Annotated in this window: 15 protein-coding genes; 3 read left to right on the forward strand and 12 right to left on the reverse strand. The window is 35.5% G+C overall.

Annotated features, from left to right (window positions below; all coding sequences use genetic code 11):
- Positions 1-36 precede the first annotated feature (36 nt).
- Positions 37-1,842, reverse strand: a complete 1,806-nt coding sequence (locus tag HCN54_RS03000; protein WP_167596465.1) for a family 43 glycosylhydrolase — start codon at positions 1,840-1,842, stop codon at positions 37-39.
- A 258-nt stretch (positions 1,843-2,100) separates the two neighbouring features.
- On the opposite strand from HCN54_RS03000, the gene HCN54_RS03005 reads away from it, so the two are divergent.
- The 3 genes from HCN54_RS03005 (at position 2,101) to HCN54_RS03015 (ending at position 4,282) form a co-directional block, all read left to right on the forward strand.
- Positions 2,101-2,337, forward strand: coding sequence for a hypothetical protein (locus tag HCN54_RS03005; protein ID WP_167596466.1), 237 nt, complete (start codon positions 2,101-2,103; stop codon positions 2,335-2,337).
- 239 nt (positions 2,338-2,576) lie between these two features.
- Entirely contained in the window at positions 2,577-3,308 is a 732-nt protein-coding gene (locus HCN54_RS03010; RefSeq protein ID WP_167596467.1) for a DUF6088 family protein, read from the forward strand.
- A complete protein-coding gene (locus HCN54_RS03015; protein ID WP_167596468.1) occupies positions 3,305-4,282 on the forward strand; it encodes a nucleotidyl transferase AbiEii/AbiGii toxin family protein in 978 nt (325 codons plus the stop codon). The genes HCN54_RS03010 and HCN54_RS03015 overlap by 4 nt, the downstream gene beginning before the upstream one ends.
- Positions 4,283-4,295: 13 nt before the next feature.
- Here the strand turns inward: HCN54_RS03015 and HCN54_RS03020 are convergent, their stop codons facing one another.
- From HCN54_RS03020 to HCN54_RS03070, 11 genes are all read right to left on the reverse strand, one after another.
- Positions 4,296-5,669 carry an McrC family protein gene (locus HCN54_RS03020; protein ID WP_167596469.1) on the reverse strand — a complete coding sequence of 458 codons (1,374 nt, stop codon included), beginning with the start codon at positions 5,667-5,669 and terminating at the stop codon, positions 4,296-4,298.
- Positions 5,662-8,589: an EVE domain-containing protein gene (locus HCN54_RS03025; protein WP_167596470.1), complete on the reverse strand. Its 2,928-nt coding sequence runs from the start codon at positions 8,587-8,589 to the stop codon at positions 5,662-5,664. The genes HCN54_RS03020 and HCN54_RS03025 overlap by 8 nt, the downstream gene beginning before the upstream one ends.
- Before the next feature lie 22 nt (positions 8,590-8,611).
- On the reverse strand, positions 8,612-9,232 hold the full coding sequence (locus tag HCN54_RS03030; RefSeq protein WP_167596471.1) for a hypothetical protein: 621 nt from the start codon (positions 9,230-9,232) through the stop codon (positions 8,612-8,614).
- A gap of 25 nt (positions 9,233-9,257) precedes the next feature.
- Positions 9,258-9,734, reverse strand: coding sequence for a hypothetical protein (locus HCN54_RS03035; protein WP_167596472.1), 477 nt, complete (start codon positions 9,732-9,734; stop codon positions 9,258-9,260).
- Complete coding sequence (locus tag HCN54_RS03040) at positions 9,700-10,410, reverse strand: PD-(D/E)XK nuclease family protein (protein ID WP_167596473.1); 711 nt, start codon at positions 10,408-10,410, stop codon at positions 9,700-9,702. The genes HCN54_RS03035 and HCN54_RS03040 overlap by 35 nt, the downstream gene beginning before the upstream one ends.
- Positions 10,411-10,431: 21 nt before the next feature.
- The gene (locus HCN54_RS03045; protein ID WP_167596474.1) at positions 10,432-11,670 is read right to left on the reverse strand and encodes a hypothetical protein; all 1,239 of its coding nucleotides are present in this window, start codon (positions 11,668-11,670) and stop codon (positions 10,432-10,434) included.
- A gap of 1 nt (position 11,671) precedes the next feature.
- Positions 11,672-13,426 (reverse strand): AAA family ATPase, encoded by a 1,755-nt coding sequence (locus tag HCN54_RS03050; protein ID WP_167596475.1) that lies wholly within the window; start codon positions 13,424-13,426, stop codon positions 11,672-11,674.
- 5 nt (positions 13,427-13,431) lie between these two features.
- Complete coding sequence (locus tag HCN54_RS03055; protein WP_167596476.1) at positions 13,432-14,862, reverse strand: restriction endonuclease subunit S; 1,431 nt, start codon at positions 14,860-14,862, stop codon at positions 13,432-13,434.
- Positions 14,862-16,322, reverse strand: a complete 1,461-nt coding sequence (locus tag HCN54_RS03060) for an N-6 DNA methylase (protein ID WP_167596477.1) — start codon at positions 16,320-16,322, stop codon at positions 14,862-14,864. Before HCN54_RS03060 ends, HCN54_RS03055 begins: the two co-directional genes overlap by 1 nt.
- Positions 16,323-16,441: 119 nt before the next feature.
- Positions 16,442-19,663 carry a type I restriction-modification system endonuclease gene (hsdR, locus tag HCN54_RS03065; protein ID WP_167596478.1) on the reverse strand — a complete coding sequence of 1,074 codons (3,222 nt, stop codon included), beginning with the start codon at positions 19,661-19,663 and terminating at the stop codon, positions 16,442-16,444.
- Positions 19,664-19,796: 133 nt separating this feature from the next.
- Complete coding sequence (locus HCN54_RS03070) at positions 19,797-20,027, reverse strand: type II toxin-antitoxin system ParD family antitoxin (RefSeq protein ID WP_167596479.1); 231 nt, start codon at positions 20,025-20,027, stop codon at positions 19,797-19,799.
- Positions 20,028-20,104 lie beyond the last annotated feature (77 nt).

Below are 20,104 nucleotides of genomic sequence, written 5' to 3' on the forward strand. Positions count from 1 at the left end.
AAATCTGATAGTTATAGCCTAAAAAGAAGCAGATTATTAATCCACCTTTATCACCTCAGTTTTTTCGGAAATTCCATTTTCATTAAAGGCTTCGATGGAAAAGTAATAGGTCTGATCCCGATCTAAACAGCGCATAAAGAGTTCGTGCTCGTCATAAACCAACCACGACTGATACAATTTATCAGGAGCAATACCCCAGTGAATGTTATAGCCTTGGGCGCTTTTGATAGCATCCCAAGTGAGTTGTGCATCCCTGCGGTCGGTTTGTCTATCTATTGTAAAAGCTTTGACCTTTGTAGGTTTTTTACCAAATCCTTTTCCAAAGACACGAATTTCAGAGAGTGCGAGATTATTGCCGGGAACTTTGATGTTTTTGTAACGTATGTACGTGGCTTTTACCGGTTGGTTTAACACTAAATAGGCATTGGGCGTGTCTTTATAGCTCTTGGAACGATCAATAACCGTTTCCCAGGTTTTACCATCTTCTGAAGTTTCTATGATGAATCTATGCTTTAAGCCTTCCACACGCGTGTAGATCCCGCTTTCGTGATCGTGAAAATTCAGCTGAAGTGCATATACGTTTCCGGGCTGATTCATTTGGATCGTTACCCATTGTTTGGCATCATTCGCTTCAGCAACCCAAAACGACTTCGGGTTTTCGTCAGTTAATACTTCAGAAAGAATGCTTCCGTCAGCGTTGGTTTTTTTAGGAATTTCAGTGACTTCAAAATCTCCATCAGTGATCGTGCTTTTAGTGATTTGTAACTGCGAGGACGAAACAGTCGCATTTCCTTTATACGACAATAACATCCAGCCGTTATGTTCACCGGCCTTGGTAGGATGGCTTGGCGCATAACGCGGATAATCGCCATAGCTGGTATTGGAATACATGAGTCCGTCTTCATCAAAATACGTTGGAAACATACACAGTCGGCGCTCCCAGTGCGAGTTAGATGCCAGAGCCATTGTCGCAAAATGCCAGTACTGCCCGTTGGTTTGTTTCACCGTGATTCCGTGGCCCGCCCCGTTAGTAAAGCCTCCGGGTTTAAAACTCATCGGATTGTTAGGCATATATTTAAACGGACCCAGCGGTGTTTCGCCCATATAAACTCCGTCTCCATATACATTAAACTGCGTGCCGGGCGCGGCGTATTGCAAGTAGTATTTGCCATCGTGCTTGGTCATCGAAGCGCCTTCCATATAGCCTTCTTTTAGGGTAGGGTGGAAGTTGTTTTCGCCAAAACGCTCCCAGCCGTGCGCTTCCTCATCCAGATTGATGAGATCCTTGGTCACTCCGGTTTCCAACATGCGATCGTCTTTATTGAGCATTTTGACTCGAATGGGATGCACATTAGAAGAACCCCAGTACAAATAAGTTTTGCCATCGTCGTCAATAAACAATTCAGAATCCTGAATATTATTGCTTATAGAAGCCACCGGATTCCATATGCCTTCCTTGGGATTATCGGTATATAAAATACTGCCATATCCGGCAGGATCACCGGCAAAATAAACCAGCGAATCCTTATAATTAAATGCCGTGGGAGCATTGCTTCCCTCAAAAAACCACTGCTTGGGTTTGATGAAATCCCAATTGACTAGATCAGTAGAATGCCAATAACCAAACGAGCGGGTGACAAACATATAATACTCTCCACGGAACTCGATCACCGCCGGGTCTGCACCTGAGCGGTACGATATGTTCTTACTCGAATTATAGACCATATAGGTATAATCGATATCTAATGGATTGATATAGCTTTCAGGGATCACCTTTTGCGCCCGACTCAACGAAGTAAGGAGCGACAGTAATATGATGGGAAGTAGCTGTAGTTTTTTCATAGAAGTTTGTTTTTTCAATGGGTGGCTTACTTTCCAATACAATAGTTTCGGGTTCTTTATTTATAAGACTTCCCGAAGATTGAGGTGTAAAATAGGTGTAGAGCCTGATCTGTTTTTACATGTTAGAAAGGATAAGTATTACCCAGAAATTCGTAAAGCTAAAACTAATTTTTTATTAAGAGAATGCATGATTTTCAAGTTTAAAACTGATTCAAAATAAATACTAGTTTTAGACTCAAGGTTTAATTAACTTTAAGAATGGATAATTTGTCAAAATATGAAGTATATCTCATCAGTGCGTTGGCGCACGGGGCTACTATCATCCAAACGCGAAAAGTATTACGGTATTACAAGTTACGCCCTTATTCGTTGAGCAGCATTGATAAAAAGCTTTTTGATCTTCGTAAACGCTACCAGTGTAAAACGACCTTTCAATTGATTTATAAATTGAGCGATAGGGTAGAGGTTATGGATCTTGAGGATGTTCTAGAGTAAATTATTTTTATTTGTAATTTTTTAATATCCGTGTGTTAGAAAGGAATACTTTGTTAATTCTGTCTTTTTCGGATTTTAATTACTTAAGTCGATGTATACAGATAGCGGTAACTTCGAACTCGAGTTCGAAGTTACCGCTATCTGTATACACAAGCAAATTATTTTTATAAGTTTTAAAATGTCCAGTTTTTTATATAAAAAACTGGACATTTTTTTTATTTTTGATTAAAACATAAATAGTGAAAATATCAGTATATATAAGGGATAAGATAAATAAGCTTCCGAAAGGATATATTTTCACCTATACTGATTTTAGTACAGAGGTGAATGATAAAGAAGCTGTTATTAAGCATTTAAATAGGATGGTTGCCGCTGGCAATATTAATAAATTGTCTAAGGGAAAATACTATAAGCCTGAAGAAACTGTTTTTGGAACACTACAGCCCAATCAATACCAAATAGTAAAAGATTTATTAGAAGATGAAGGTAAAATTATAGGCTATTTAACAGGTTATAGTATATATAATTCATTAGGGTTAACAACACAGGTTAGTAATAGGATACAAATAGGTAAAAATGAAATTAGACCTGCTTTTAAAAGAGAACGATTTAAAATTTCTTTTATAAAGCAAAAAAATACAATAACAAGAGAAAATGTACCTCTATTACAAATCTTAGATGCTATACGTTATATAAAGAAGATACCAGATACAACTATTGATAAAAGTTGTATTCGGATAACTTCATTATTATCAGATTTGAAAAACTATGAAAAGCAAAGACTTATAAAGTTAGCTGCAAAATATCCACCGTCTACCAGAGCTCTAGTTGGAGCATTATTAGACAGAATTGAATATAGCGATAAGGACATTTTAAATACATTATTTGAAACGTTAAATCCTATATCAACTTATAAGCTGAATGTTTCAAAAGAGATCTTACCCAATGCAGAAAATTGGAATATAAAATGAATTTACACGAGAATAATACTCTTTTCAAGCAAGCGGTAAAAGTTACCGCGGAACGAATGGGAATTTTGGATATTTATATAGAAAAGGACTATTGGGTATGTTATGCGCTCAAACTAATCTTTGAAAGCAAAATTAAGGAAGAGGCTATATTTAAAGGTGGAACTGCGCTATCTAAATGCTATAAGTATATAGAGCGTTTTTCAGAGGATATAGATTTAGTCATTCTGAAACGAGAAGAGGATACAGCAAATCAACTGAAACGTAAACTTAGAGATGTAACGAATGAAATTTCGGCTCCATTTGAAGAAGTCGAGCAGGAGGGAATAAGTAATAAAAAGGGAATGATAAGAAAGATAGCTTATAATTATCCCAAAACGTTTAAAGGAAATTATGGTCAGGTTCGAGACACTATAATCATTGAAGCGACTTGGTTAGGCTATTTTGAACCCTATACTAAACGTGTTTTGAATACCTATATATATGAGATGATGCTAGCCACTAATCAAGGTGATTTGGCAAAAGAATATGATTTATTACCTTTTGAAGTCCTGGTATTGGATACAACTCGAACACTATGTGAAAAAATAATGAGCCTGGTTCGTTTTTCTTATTCTTTAAATCCTATTGAAGATTTAAAGGCAAAAATCAGGCATGTTTATGACATTCATCAATTATTGAAAGACATAAATTTATTTGAATTTTTTAATTCTGAAGCCTTCGAATTAATGTTGGTGAAAGTTGGTAATGACGATGTACAAAGCTTCAAAAACAATAATCAGTGGTTATCCAATCATCCTAAAGATGCTCTGGTATTCAAAATTCCTGAAGAGATCTGGAGGAAGATTAGGGCTACGTATCAAAATGAATTTAAGTTTTTAGTTTATGGAGAATTGCCTCCTGAAAATGAAGTTTTAAATACACTTAATCAAGTGTCTAAACGCCTTAGATTAATAGAGTGGAAAATTAGCTTATAAAACTTAGAAATAATTATTTTGCGTTATTTTCTAAAATTTCAATGAAACATTCAGTAAGCTCTAGCCTTAATATATCAAATTGACTAAAAATTGTCATGGTATTTTGATGTTCTAACAAATCTAAAGTCTGTATAAACGGTATTTGATAAGCCTTTACTTCTATTTCCTGACCTTCAGCAAGCATGTCTTGGACTTGCAAGGTTTTTATTTCACAGGGCTCAATAGCGTTGATAGAATTTGGATAAAACAGAATTATTTTTTTTGATTCAAAGCGTATAGCATAAGAAACCATTTGATAAAGATCAGATTGTGAGATTCCCCTTTTTGAATCTTGCTCATCTAGATTTACAATTTTGTACTTAGTGTCAGCAACAATGTGTTGGTCTTTATAATTTAATAGTAGGTCTGGCTTGAGTGCAAAATGCCTGTTAGTATCTAAAAAGGTGTTTGAGATTTGTGCCTTAGCATTAAGCTCCTCTATTTCTTTTTGGATAAACCCAAAAACAAAGTCTTCAAACACGTATTCCATGGGTAGGAGAAAAGCAAATAATTGTAAAGAGCTTTTATAGTTAAAAGAAACTGAGTTTTCTAAAAAGAGTATGCAATAATCCCTAACGGTTTCAAATTCCTTAAACATGGGATTGAATTGTATACTTCTACATTGATTTGCCGTGATGGATTCTCCACTTACTTCATCAAGAATAAATAGAATATCTCTTAGATTTCGTTTAGATTGACTGTCTTTAGATACTGTTAGTAATAGCTCCGCTACATATTTAATACATCGATTAAACGTATTGTCTAATTCGAAAGAATCGTAGGAACAAGGAATGTGATGGTAGTTTCCTCTTGAGATATGATTACCAACATACGCATTAAAGTTAACACTACCTTTTACGACATTCAGATCCCGTTCTACATTAACATACTGCTGAAAAATAGATGAGGACAATAACTGTTTGGTATACTTGCTGAACAGATAAATTAGAATCTCAAAGAAATCTTCCTTTTCATTTGTGAGGCCCGTTTGATAATTAGGAAAACGCAATTTTCTGCAGTAGCTCAGCCACCATAATACATGTGCATTGATTGAGCGAACATCCTTTTCTGTGTAGGTTTTTCCATTTTGAAAAAAAACCTTCGGGAGTAGGTTTATTGTTTGCTTATTAAAATGAATAACACCAACATACTTGTTTGATTTTAGATGATGCTCTTTTCTGAGTAATTGTAAAAATCGTTGGGCTTCAACTAGCTCTTCATCCTCAGAATCGGAGAAGTAGGATGACTTTTCTCGCTTATTCCAGATATCATCCAAAAACAGCTCTAATTCATCAAATTGATCTGCTTCAAAAGGTTCTTGATTTTGATATTCAAAAAGATTAATCATGTGCCTTTTCTTTGATAAACTCAAGAGGCCAGTTACCAATCTCTAAACCTGCAAAATCGAGAATGCCTATTACCTCTTTCTCATCATTCATAAAATATTCTAAGAGAAGAGGAATAATTTTATTATCAATAGTTTCTTTAAGATTAAATTCATCTTCCATAAAATAGGAGTGCCCTATCGTAAAATCTCGGGTTTTTAACTTAATAATTTTTTCGTTTATTTTCTCAAGAATTTCTGGTCTTTGAACGCCTTCAACCTTGCTATTAGGATACATAGGGATAAATTTAAAGCGTCTTCGCAATGCGATGTCTAAGAGGGCGATTGATTTATCTGCAGTATTCATAGTCCCAATCAAATAAAGATTTGAGGGTACAATAAAGCGTTCACCTGAGGGTAAAGTACAGGTGAGCGGTAATTTACCATGAGAGCGTTTATCGGATTCTAATAAGGTTATCAGTTCACCAAATACTCTTGATATATTGGCTCTATTTATTTCGTCTATGATCAAAATATAAGAGGGTACAGCATCTATAGGTATTGACCGTATTTGCTCTAGAGGGGTTTTAGCTAACAGTTCTTTTTTGCGATCATAACTAATGTCATCATACATTAATTCATCATAGATGTCTCCCTCAGATACTTCTTGATGATACTCTGAGATGTAGTTTGATCTAAAATTTATAAATTCCCTAAGTGCCACATAATAAACGGTTGTATTGCAACCACCTATAGCTTCTCTAATATCATCGTGAATTTTTTGAATTTGATCAATATTGGGAAAGATCTCATAAAGTCTCAAAAGACGATCTTGGGATACTAAGTAAGGCCTTCCATTTTCAAAATGAGCATACTCTACATTTTTGCTTTTTGAAAAACCTATAATTTGAATAGAACTCCCTGATTTGGTTTCAAATACTTGTCCCTTCTTCAAAGATTTAAAATAGGCAGCATATACTTCTCCCAGTTCAGGTTCTTTTAAATTTTCAGTGCTTGAAATTAGCTTTTGTTTTTCAAGCTCTTTGTAATATTCAAAAAGAGCTTGTGTAGCTACTTGAGTAAATAACCCATCGTTACGTTGAAAGCTGAGTTCTTTGTTTTCCACATCGGGTCTAAGGCCTTGAATGAAGTCTTCGTAGCTGTAGTTTTGATGAAAAGTAATAAACTGAATCCGATTGCCTAATTGCTTCTGAAATATTTCAAGAGCATTCTCATAGTTATCTATCTTTTGGCCTGTGATTATTTCAGCAGACTGGGAGACCGTATTATAGGTTTTACCTGTACCCGGCGGGCCATAGAATAGTTGGTTTAAAGAGATACTTTCATTTCTTTGCTTCGGAGTATTCATAATTATTGAAAGTAAGTGTTCGTGAAGAAAATCAAATTTCTCAACTTCAGAGGGTACTGAAGTGATATTTGTTAAGGTTTTTATGGCCAATTGCTTTTCGGGATTCCACACTCCTTTACAAATCCAATCAACTTTTCTACAGCTTTTATATTCTTTTCGAGCTTCGTCATAATAATAATTGGATCGAATAATACCATAACCCAGTAATTGACTTCTTCCTTTTTTTACAATGATGTAATCACCTTGGTTTATAGTATGCGCAAAGTCCCAATTAGCAGTTGCATCATTACGCCTGTCAGTTGTCCCTTCTGATAGCTCTTTTAATTTTGCTTGAAGTGTTCTTTTGGATGAATAATTAGAAAGATTGCCCAGCTCATCCCAGCCTAAGCCTACAATTCCCAATTTATAGAACTCTTCCCATTGATCAGCATTCTCACCTGGGGAATAAAGCCAATACTTTTTATTTTTTGTATTGTTCTCAATCAAGGTCTTTAAAGTATCAAATTGGGATTTTGAAGCACTGAAATTAGTGCCTCTATTTCCAGCATTTAGGTCTTGTAATTTAGGAAGGTTTTTTAATTCATCCCAAAGAAGAGGAGAATCAGCAGCATAATGCGAAATTTTTAGCTTTACGCGAGACTCGTAAGTATTATCAGGTTCTTTAACATAGTACTGTGTCTCATAACTTTTTTCTTCAAATTCACCTACATCACTTGTTATTTCTGCTAATGCATAGCAACCTGATTGCTTACCCGTTTGCCAAATTATGACCTTGTCACCCTTCTTAATCTTGTCTTTATGGGCACTTACTTTCCAGCTTTTGATATGACCGCCCTTTAATGCTTTGGTGATGTTATAAACTTCTGGATTGCCCTGAAATAACCAATAATTGACTTTTTTCTTCGATTCTGAATATTCCCAGGAGTTGTACGAAAGCTCAGCGAAGGCTTTAGAGGATTTGTTTCTTATTTGAGATAATATTGTTTGATAATCCTCAAGTGTTTTAAAGGTTGGATCAATATTCAAAACCTCCTTCAAATAGAGTTTTGAAGGACCGTTAATAGGGAAGAAATTTTCTGGATCTACATAAAAAAGTGCTTCGGTGATTTTTGTTTTACCAATGCCGTTAATCGCCAGTGCTTTTTCAAAAAGCTCTTGTGTTAGATTTTTTGATACAGTTTGATCAAATAGGTTCCATAACGTATCAATTTCATTCGTTCTATCGTACTTATAAGGAAATAACCAAGTCTTTTGCGCATTGGCAGAAGGAAGACCGCGCTCGTCTTTAGGTCTTGTAAAGCCTAGCTGATCTGCAATATTCTGCAAAACCTTAAGCCTTTTCTTTTCACCATAAATGTAGATATAACAGAAAAAGGTAAAGGGATCTATCTCTTCTAATGGTATAGAAGTATCATAAGATGATTTATCGTCTTGTACATTAACACCGGTCTCGGTAAGAATTTTAATCAATGCCGGCTGATCATTTCTTTTCTTTTCTAAAAAGTGAACCAATTCTTTATGGGTTTCTACCCAAGTGTAATAAGATGATTCTTTTGATAGGTTTTGAGAGATCATAAATTACTTTCTTTACTATTTTCTATTTATCAGATTCATTCTCAAGCTTTTTTATAAGCTTAGCTCTTTCTTGAAAAAGATCGCTTAGGTCTTTTCCTGTTAATATTGGATAGAAGATCACAAATATTAGAGTAATAGTTACAGCACTCAAAAACCATAGTACAAAGGTTCCTTCTAAAATTGTTTCCAGTATGAGCTCGTAGGTTATGTAGATTTGGAAAACGAGAGGGATACAAACAATTAATAAAAAAAAAGGTATTAATAAGAAAATAGTTGAAAATGAGCTTTTAGCCAATTCTAAAAACATATTGTTCAATGCGAAATCCGGCCATATTCCACTAAGCCAAGCTCGACTTTCTTTATCCTTAGGAGCTAAAGCTTCAATAAGCATGAGTAGAGAATTCATTTTGGTTGCAGAATAGAATAAGTAATAATATATGCCTAAGCAAAGAGTAGGCATAAAACTTAAAATTATTTCGTTATTAGCAATGCTTACAAAACCAAGCGAAACATTTATATCTATACTGTTATCAATTAAAAAATAAACTACAGGGCATATGTAAAATAAAGCTCCAAGTCTGGTAATTCGTTTTTTAAGAACTGTAACTTCATCAAGTAAGGTTTGAACGTAGAATTCATTCATACGTAACTGTTTATTTTTTTTATAATTAATTGTTTGCCGTTTTTAAGGCCGGCTCCAAACCTAAGTTTAGTTTATGGAGAGCCTGAGCTTCAATGCCATCAGGACTAAAGAATACCTCCCGTAGTATCCTTCTTAGTTTTTTAGAAAAATTGATATTAGATCCTATGAATTCCTGCTCATAAAATGTGACAAGTTTATATCTGCCTTTTTTATCAGTTACTCTATCATGATAAAGGCAAGGAGAAATGCTTTTAATTTCAATTAGTTTTTGTATTTCTTCTTCAGAGGTTTTGGTTTTCAACTCCTTCCAAACTTCAAATATGATAAAGACTTGATTGGTCTCGATAATTTCTTTTGCATCGCTAATCCAGAATGCTAGATTCTCGTCTTTAGGGTGTACATACCAAAGTTCATATTCCACATAATTAAATGATTCGAAAATTCTCTGTATTTCAGCATCCAAAAAGTTAATAGCTTCCCTTTTTTTTCTGCTCAATTTCATTTACTGCCTTGTGGTTAGATGCAAGAGCGGTCACGATATCATTCATTTTGGGTTGGTTGCTAAGGTTAAAATAATGAGATTCTATATTCTTAAAATATTCTCTTAGATAGAAAATGTCTAATTCTGGAATGGAAGTATCAAAGGGTATTTCTTTGCGCACTTCATTAATAAGTTCCTGATGTGTAATATTGATGAACTCAGAACCGGGTTTTGGGTCCAGGAGTTCTAAACTCAAGACTAAACACAGCAATTCCTTCTTTTTTGATTGCGCGTGCTCTAAATAAATATCAAGTGGATTATTTAATAAATGATCTATTTTATTTTCTATTAAAATGCACCAATCCCTACCTTCAAGAACGATATCAATAGATTTTAAACGATTCTCTTCTTCTTTTACAAAACTCGTACGCTCTTCGGTAACTACAGAAATAACCGAGTTGTAAAACACATCATTAATATTACCTTTTTTAGATTTTAAAACTTCAAGTAATGCATTCTTAAAGAGGTCACCATAAGCGTGATCTTCATTGGGATTGAAGAAGTAGGCTAGAACATTACTATTTAGTGTTTCTTTACGTTGAACACGCAAAATGTCAAAGAAGTTCTTTCTAGGTATAGTGGGTAGACAAGGTAGCCGTAAGGCAACATCCACTATTTTTTGGGATAGATTACTCATAAATTTTCTATTTATAACAGTTTATTTCTTATAGAAAATATACTCAAGTCTCTTTTTCATGGATTTATTGTCACCAAACAGTAAATCAAAATATTGATCGTGAAGATCTCTATTGAATTTGGCATATTTAAAATTTTGAAAATTAACTTCATCGAAGGGTGTTGCAAATGTGTATTCATAATATTTCATATAGCTATCACTTAATTTACCCTTAGCCAACAATTTGAAATATTTTGTAATTGAATATAAATATCCCTTATCATGCAAATCAAGTTTGCTAGCAATGAACAATGCTTGATGTGTCTCATCTTCATACCTAGCTTTTAATTTAAATGCATTGACGTTTCCAAAGGATTTATCGTCTGGATGAGAATATTTACCGAATATTCTTTTGTATTCAGGACTCGTTTGATTTACTTCGGATTTTAATACCACTTTATATCTCGGATTGCGCACTCCACTTAATACTGATGTAAATATTAGGCTTTTATTAAAACCGTCTAAATAAGGATTTAAGTGATAATCATTTGTAAATTCTATTGTGCCCTTGTTTGTTTGATTACAAGTAGTGTCAGAAGGGACCAAATTATAGATTGAATAACATAATAATGGAAACCTTGCTTTGTCAAAAAAATGATCAAGATCATGACTAGCAGCAGCATTTTCTTTCGAATCAGCAATATATTTTATCTTGTCAAGATTGCAATAAGGACAATATTCGATGAAATTTTTTTCTCTAAAGAATTCCCTAACTAAATTAGCTATCTCCGAATGTTGCTTGTAATTAAAGGCTAATTTAATATAGAATAAGTCATCGGGGAGTGTTAATCCTAATGTGAATTCATTGCTAGTATTCTTTAATTGGCTAGCATTACATTTTAATAATCTCTTAAGCTTTACGCTATCATTCAACAATAATTTATTGAAAAGATTAGAGATTCTTGTGAGCTGAGCATTATTTAAATTATTGTTACTTTGGATGTAAGTATTTAATGAAGTTGTATATACATCGGCATTAAAATCTCGGGTGGAATATTTTTTACCAACTCTAATTTCATTATCGGGATCAATTTCTTTAATGATACTAATTGTTGCATTCTTAATGAAGTCTATTTCACCGACCCCAATATTTACAGGAAATCCATTTAGGTGATCAATAGCCTTTTTTACACAAGTAATTCTTTTGATTAATTTAGAAGAGATTTTTTCAAAATATTCTTTCTCTACCTGCTTTGGATTTTCTAGTTTAATTTTAATCATTTTATTCTTCCAAATTGGTTTTGATTGCAGTTGCTAAAAATTTGTCTCCAATTTCATCTATTAAGGATTTATCTTGGGATGTTGTCTTTTTTTCATTGACTCTTTGAATTAAGTCTGTTATTTTACTATCTGCGAAGGAACCAATTATACCATCTCTCAAGAAGAATTTGTCAATTAATAACTCATGAATATTACCACCAAAAGTTTTGCTTAAAGTATTCTTGGCGACCTTTATTCCGTCAATTGTTCTTTCAAATGTTAATACATTATCTTGTGGGAGATCACTTAAAATAAAAGGCGAATGAGATGTTAGTAATATTTGAAAATTATACTCAGGATATTGTGTCAAAAAATCAAAAATGGCTTTTAAATATTGACGTTGCCATTCTGGATGAAAATATAAGTCGCCTTCATCAATTAAAATAAGAATGTTATCGCGCCTTTTGCTTTTAAGTCTCAGGGCCGCATCTATTCTTGAGAAAAAAGTAATCATAGATTCTTCGCCGGCACTTAGTCTTGACCAATCTAGTTTAATTGAATTTTTCGAAAATGGAATTTTAAAATATATATTAATAACTCTATCCAACAGCGTGTCGTCTGTCTTAACAGTTGCTCTATCTGGAATGTTCATCCATAAACTATCCTGATAAATAATTAAATCTACTAACTCAATTAAATTAGCAAAATATTCTCTTGTAGAGTTTTCTTTTTCATAATTAGAGTTATTGAAGATCTCAAGCATTTGTCTTAGAAACCTATCTAAATATCCCTTTTCATCATTATTGTAAATAGCTGAAACAAATCTATCAAGCACCAAATCAATTTTTTCAGAACTATTTATTTCTAGTTTTATAAACTTAGCTAATACTTCAAAAAAAATAATTTCTGTTATTATTATATTATATAATCTTCTTTTTGATTCCGAAATAATTCCTTTTTTTTGAGTATAAAAGGCATTTGCAACGTGATTAATTAGTTCAGGAAGTTTCCTACTTATCTTTTGATTAGTTTTCGAACTATTTTTTTCAATTGACTTGGTAAGCCTCTTATAGTCTGTGTCTTTTTTTTCAAATGGAATAATTTCAACATAATCAACCCTTTTCAAAAGCTTTCTTATGCTGTTAGATTTCTCTGATCCAAGGAAATTTCTATTTCTTTGAAATTCATTTAATAAGAATCGCTGTTCTGCAGTTACTTTTTTTGTTTGAAACTCTCTATTTATCCTTGCATTATATGTCCTAGAAAGATATGGGGTAGATGTATTATATAAGATTTCAGATTCAATAAAATCATCATATAAATCAAAATTGTTTGAATAGTAAATTGTTAATTCACTTTTTAAATGATCAAATAATTTAGGCTTTTTTCTGTAGGCGATTGTTTCAGGCTTTAAGTCTAAATTTTGAATATTGACATTGATGTTTTTTGAATTAATACTGGTATGTACTACAATTTTATTGCTTTTTTGATATACTATTATATCTCCTTCTCTTACATCGATTTCATTCCTTCTTTCAAAATAGAGCTCCTTTATATACCTTAGGAATGTTGTTTTACCAACCCCATTTTCACCTATGACACAAGTGACATTTGTAATATTTTTTCCAAAAAAATCTTTTAAAGAATTAGTATTATTTGAAATGTTTAGTTCATTATTTTCTTTATTAAAATTGATGTCAAACTTTGAGGATAGGTTAAAACTTTTGTTTTCTAAAGTCCCATAAGGTTTTCTAATATGAATGAATAATAACTCCATACCTTTCATTTTTTAGTTGCAGTTTTCTTCTTAGTTCCAGATATCCCTTTTTTCACCCCCTCAATCTCCCTCAACAACTCCCGGGCATCCCCATCACTTTCTAATTGCGGTACGAGCTCTCCTTTAAAGGCTTTATGTAAGATAGCTTGGGGCAAGTGTTCTATTTTGGTTTTTAAAGCCTCGTAATGTACCTCAATGGCATCTACTTTGGCAAAGAGATTTTCTACACGATTGACAATTTCTTGTTGTTCATCGGGAGAAGGAAAGGGGAGTGTGAATTTTGATAGTTTTGTTGCGTTAATATTTGATTGACTAACACCATCTGTTTTCACTTCCCAACACCATTTTTTTGCGTAATTAGTGTTTAGAACTATATTAAGAAATTCAGAATTTAACTCCTTCATCGAGTCAATTTTTATCAAATAACCTGCGTAAAGAGCTGGTATTTCACCGCGATATATTGAGGTTTTGCCAACTAATTCAGGGCTGTTTGTTCTATTAAACAAGACATCTCCTTTATTAAGTTTGTATTTTTCATATTCGTCACTATCCGAAGTGTATTTAAGATCACTCCAATCTAATTTACCTTGTTGTATATTTCCCATTCTTAAGACGGGATATGTACCTTCATTATTAGACTTGGAGGATGTGCCGTATGAGAAGGATGTACAGATTTTATCTAGATTAATTTCTATCCAATTACTTGGTATAGGAAAATCTAAGCTAGAATCACTGTCACTATAAATTTCTTGAAGTTTAGTTAACTTATTTCCTTTTAAGTTTTCGGCGCGGTTGTTATAAATTTCACTTATTATTTCATTCGGACTTTGCAATTCCTTGCCCTTTCTCCACTCTTCCGTCAACTTACCCGTCACTGCCTGAGTTAAAACCTGCTGCCTAAAGTTTTTCAATAGGGTTGGGATGTGGTCCAGGCTTTTATTGATGTGCTCCAACTGCTCAAACAAGGTGTCTAATTTGGCTACAATACGATCCTGCTCAGCGCGCGGAGGAAGGGGCACTTGAATTTCTTTTAGAATCTTGAAATGACGGCTATAACCAAGATCTGGTATTTTAAGTGTTTTAAGATAGTAGAAGAAAAATTTGGGTTTTAGCTGGCTTTTCGGTCTTAGAATCTTTGTGCCATCAGCTCCTACAGCAAATTCAAAATCAATAAACTTAACGACTCGAGTATGATCTCCAAAAACAATAATAGGGTACTCACCAGTGTATATTTTATCAGGATCATCTATGTAACCTCCTATAAAACTATCTCCTTGATCAATAACTGGATAGGTGCCATTATTTGATAATCCTTTCGTCTTATGTTTTACATACTTTGGTGTTTTATCTAAAGAATTTTCAAAATCAATAGTTTTCCAATTTGGTAATAAATTAGGTTGGACTGAGTTATAATCAATATCTCCTCGACTTGCCATTACACTAATTCTTTAATTAATACATTAAGCTTAGCTGTAATGCTGTTTAATTCTGCAAGCGCTTCTTTGGCAATATCTACAGGATCGCCTAGATCATCCGCCCTGCTGATGCTGTCATCAGCAATAAGACCCAGATCTAAACTGTCATTCTTTTTAGCAATGCTTTCCCGGGTGATATACTGCCAGCGTTCATCTTTAATGCTTTTACGTTTTGTTTCATCAATAACCCCGTGAAACTCCTCTTCTAAAGTATCTACCTTGATCCCGCCGGTATAGGCTTCTACAAAACCTTCAAAAGCTTTTTCGGTAAACGGCGTGCGCTTCCCATAATTAGGCACATTGGTACGCATATCATAAAACCACACGCCTTGCGTGTTATTCAATTCTTCTTTTCCACGGGTAAAGAATAATACGTTCGTTTTTACACCGGCGGCATAGAAGATTCCGGTAGGCAAGCGTAAAATAGTATGCAGGTTACACTTGTCCATCAAATCTTTACGTATGCGCTGGCCGTCACCATCTTCAAAGAGTACGTTATCGGGCAACACCACTGCAGCACGGGCTTTACCGTCTTTTTTAAGGCTTCGGTAAATGTGTTGTAAAAAGTTAAGCTGCTTGTTGCTGGTGGGGAAGGTAAAGTCATCCCGGGTAGGGCGCTCGCCTCCTTTTTTGGTTCCAAAAGGCGGGTTGGCCAGCACCCCGTCATAATTCTTTAAGCTTTTACCAAATTCCGTCAAGGTATCCTGCAAATAAATGTTGCTTTCCATTCCGTGCAGGCGGGCGTTCATAAGAGCTAGACGATGCGCATCGGTAACCAACTCAACCCCGCTAAAGGCTTCTTCTTTTTGAAACTTACGGTCTTTTTCGTTGAGGGCGTAATAATTTTGGTATTTATTCCGCAAATAATCATCTGCAGCGATCATAAAGCCAAAAGTACCCGCTGCCGGGTCATTCCAGCGTTCGCCCAGTTTGGGAGCGAGTAATGCCACCATAATGTTGATGAGCGGGCGTGGAGTAAAGTACTGCCCGGCACCGCTTTTTTTCTCTCCAGCGTTCTTTTCCAGCAGGCTCTCATAAATGTCACCCATCGTATCCCGGTCGTTTTCTTCGTACCAGTCGAGCTCATCTATCGCCTGCACTAGCGTGTTGAAGTTTACCGGTTTGCGTAAACTGGTAGAGGCATTCGCATAAATCTCTTTGATACTGGCACTGCTGCTTTCGTTGCTAATCTCGGCCAGAAACTTACGATAGCGGTTAAAGGCTTCAATATTATCGGTCTCTTCTACAAAACCCCTCCAGCGGTACTGCTCGGGGATATGCTTTTCAAAGTCTTTAACCTCACTGAGCTTAAGGAAGAGGATATAGGTGAGTTCATTTAAATATTGGTGATAGGTAACTCCATCATCGCGTAAAACATTACACAGGTTCCAGAGTTTATTAGCGATTTCATCTGCGCTCATTAGGGTAGTTGTTATTCTTGATTTGTATTAGTTGCTTTGTTCTCGACTGCGCTCGAACTGACATTTTTTTGACCACGCTTAGCTAATTGGGTTGTTACACCGAGCGCAGTCGAAGTATTTTAAGCACCTTCTGAATATAAATTATCATTTAAAGCTTGAAGTACTGCATCTACATTGCCTTCAAAAATTTTATTGATACGGGTATAGCCGCCTTCCTCTTTAAAAGGATCATTGTTTAAATCTTCTTTGGTTAAAATGGCTTCAGCGATAAGCTGCGCCTTAAAGCGATCAAGCCAGCGTTGTTGAATTTTATTCCAGTTACGCATCGCCTGTACTTTGATGAAAGCATTAGTAATGCGCTGCTCCTGAGGAATCAAATCTACATCAAGCGCCAGGGTGCGAATATAGGCAATGATATCTGCTGCGATGTCTTGATTTTTGGCCTGTTTCCAGGCAGTCTGAAGCGCGCGGGTATTAAAACCTTCTGCATCCAGCTGTAATTTGAGTTCCTTCAGACTCTTACGGTCTAGGGAAGTAGGGCTGGTCACAATAGCTTGTAATGCAGCTATTTTATTTTTATTTTCTTCGATGTATTTTTTAAAGCCTTCGATATAGTCTTCAGGTTTCTGCACTTTACCATAATCCCGGTCTATCCCCAGAAACTCATCTTTATGTTCAGAAACGAGCTGTACTTTCGGTCTGTAGATTTTTCTATCCAAATAATTCCATAAGCTGGAATAAGACTGAATGATTTTTTTGACTTCCTGCTGCGAAGCATTTTTTATGGTCTCAATAATTTCCTGAGGCTCCAATCCACCGGAGCGATAGATGAACTCTTCTAAATCCTCCGCTTCAATTTTCTTTCGTTTGCGCTGCAGTTTGGATAATAATTGCTCTACCTGAGTTTGTACCCGTTCGTCGGTTCCAATATGATCAAGCTCTTCTACCAGTTGAGTAAAGGAGGTTGAAGGATTGCTTACGGGTTTCATCTGGGTATAATCCTCAAGCGCTTCGTGCACACGTACAGCATCATAAATATCAAAAGACTCTTTCCCAATCTCATCACATTTACGGGTAGCACGGCCCAGCATTTGCTCAAACAGAATACGCGAACTTACCCGGCGTAGGAATACCAGATTACAAATGGCTGGGACATCAATACCAGTGGTTAGTAAGTCTACGGTAACTGCGATGTTCGGAAACTTTTCGTTTTTATACCTGCGGGTTAGTTCTTCAGGATCGTAGGCCTGACCGGTTATTTTTTCAATAGCTCCCTGTGGTACATCATAGCCTATGTTGTGAAACTCCTCGTGTAATTGGGTTACAATTAAATCGGCGTGTGAATCTCTAACTGCAAAAATCAGGGTCTTCTCTTCGCTGTTGGGGTCCAGATACTGCACGAGTTGTTTAATAACCGTACGGTTAAAATCATCGGTAATGACCAGTTTATTAAACTGTTCGATTTCCACCAGCATATCATCTTCCAGTTCAGCGAGTTCTTCGATTTTATTGGTTTCCGGATTGAATACTTTTGGCCGTTCACCTTTTTTCCAGAGAATACCCTCTTCACTGAGTTTTGTTTTAATACGATGCGGAGGGTCGTGATCTGCAAGGTATCCATCAATGACCGCTTGCCGATACGAATACGAGTACACGGGTTTCCCAAAGATCTGTGTGGTATGCAGCGCCGGTGTGGCCGTCAATCCAATGATGTAAGCGTTAAAGTATTCGATTACGCGTTTATACTGGCTTACATAGTCGTTTTGATCTTTAAAGCTGAAATCTTCTTCATCCAGTTCTTTGTCCAGATTATAACCCCGGTGCGCCTCATCAATGATGATGCAGTCGTAGGTGTCGATGGGTAATTTATCCGTATCGTTATAAAACAGGCGTTTAACCAGACTTTGCACGGTTGCGAAATGAATACGGGTATCAGCATCGGGTATTGAGGTCTTCATATCCTCAATTTGATACACCTCAGAAAAGGTATTTATCCCTTCAACTTTATTGTCTTTGTAATTGCCTAAGGCCTGTTTTGCTAATAAGCGCCGGTCGGTCAAAAATAAAATGCGCTTAAACCGGTTGGCTTTAATCAAGCGATAGGTAAGGCCTATTACAGTTCGAGTTTTTCCAGTTCCGGTTGCCATTACCAAAAGGGATTTTAACTCGTCTGTATTTTTAATGATCTTGGTCTCAACTGCCTTGATAGCTTCAATCTGGTAATCCCTTAAGCCGAGTCCGCTTTTAACCTGCAGATAGTCGTAATCGCTTTGAACCAGACGCTTATTTTCTTCTTCAGTTTTCTTATCAAATAAGTCAATAAGACCTTGTGGGGAAAACCAACCTTTCAGCGGATAAGGATGGTTGTGCTTATTGCGTATGTCTAGGAACCAGATCCCACTCTTGGTTTTAATTTGTTCCAAATAGTCCCTACCATTTGTTGAAAACAAAAAGGGAGCTTTATAGTCAAACCAGTCCCCTAATAGTTGAAACTGTTCTGTAGCCTCAATGCACCCAGCATAAATTTTAGACTGCCTTAAATCAGTTGAAATATCACTGCTGTATTTTTTAGCTTCTACAATACCGTATAGCGTAGTACCAATAAATAAGGCATAATCTGCCCATTTACCTTCACAAGGCCATTCAGATATAGCTATAAACCGGCCTTTCTCAGGTAGTGTTTTATGGGTTTTATAATTGAGCTCTAGCGTATCACACTCCCACCCCGCAGCCCTCAATTGCTCGTCAATAAGCGTCAGGCGTGTATCTTTCTCGCTTAAGTTTAATTTTTTAGCAACGCGCTCACTGCGTTTTTTACGCGAATCGGTTACGGCTTTAGAGCTGTTGAGTTGCTCTATTTTTTCTTTGTAATCGGCCACTTGCTGTGCCAGAAAGTCCACCTGATCGGATAGCTCTTTTACAGAAAGTTTATTTTCTTCGGTAAGCTGATAGTTGGTTTCAGCGATGTAGTCATTCTCGTAGGTTTCGTAAAACCATTTAGAAAGCTGAAAGCACTTTTTCAGAATGAATAGGGCTTCTGGTTTTGAACCCGTCCCGTCGTGGCTCGCTTTGTTTCCTGAGGTGCGTATGGTATGTAAAATACCTTTGATGATGTCCGGTATAACATTGCGGTAAGCCAGCTGATTGATGCGGTCTACTTGTCTGCCGCTAAATTCATCCAGTTCTTCAAAGTCCCAGATTAAAACACTAGTCTTTTCAGCCAGTAAGCGCGCTTTAGCTATCGACGAACTGGGGTCAACAGTATAAAGTTTTTCGGCAAGTGCAGCAATCCCATAAAGTTCCGGATAATCCGGCTGGAGGAAATTAAAGCTTGAGGGCATGAATTTTTGATTAGTTTTCTAAATGGAAGGGGACTTAAAAATATATATTATTATCAATAAACTCAAACCTAAGTAAAAAAGAATTTAGAGCGTTACGGAATTCTGTATTTGAGGAGTGTTAGATTCAACACGGTCATCGCGATTTAGTTTTTTTAGCTTCAATAAGCTCATCCAAAGTCATAGAACTATCCGGGCCATTCCAGCCCAATTCAATTTCCTTTCTTAAATCTTGTATGACTTTTTCGCGATAGATGCCGTGAAGTCTTAAGGCATCTCGTATAACATCGCTATTATTTTGATATTCTCTGGAAGCCTCTTGCTCAGAGATATACTCTTCTTGTTTTTTAGTGAAACTAATATTCATAAGTATTATGCCTTTATTTAATGAATATAGATATTTCCTAAAGAAGAACGACAATTTTGAGAGCTATAGATTTGTTA

Source organism: Leeuwenhoekiella sp. ZYFB001 (genome assembly GCF_011784865.1).
Classification (GTDB): domain Bacteria; phylum Bacteroidota; class Bacteroidia; order Flavobacteriales; family Flavobacteriaceae; genus Leeuwenhoekiella; species Leeuwenhoekiella palythoae.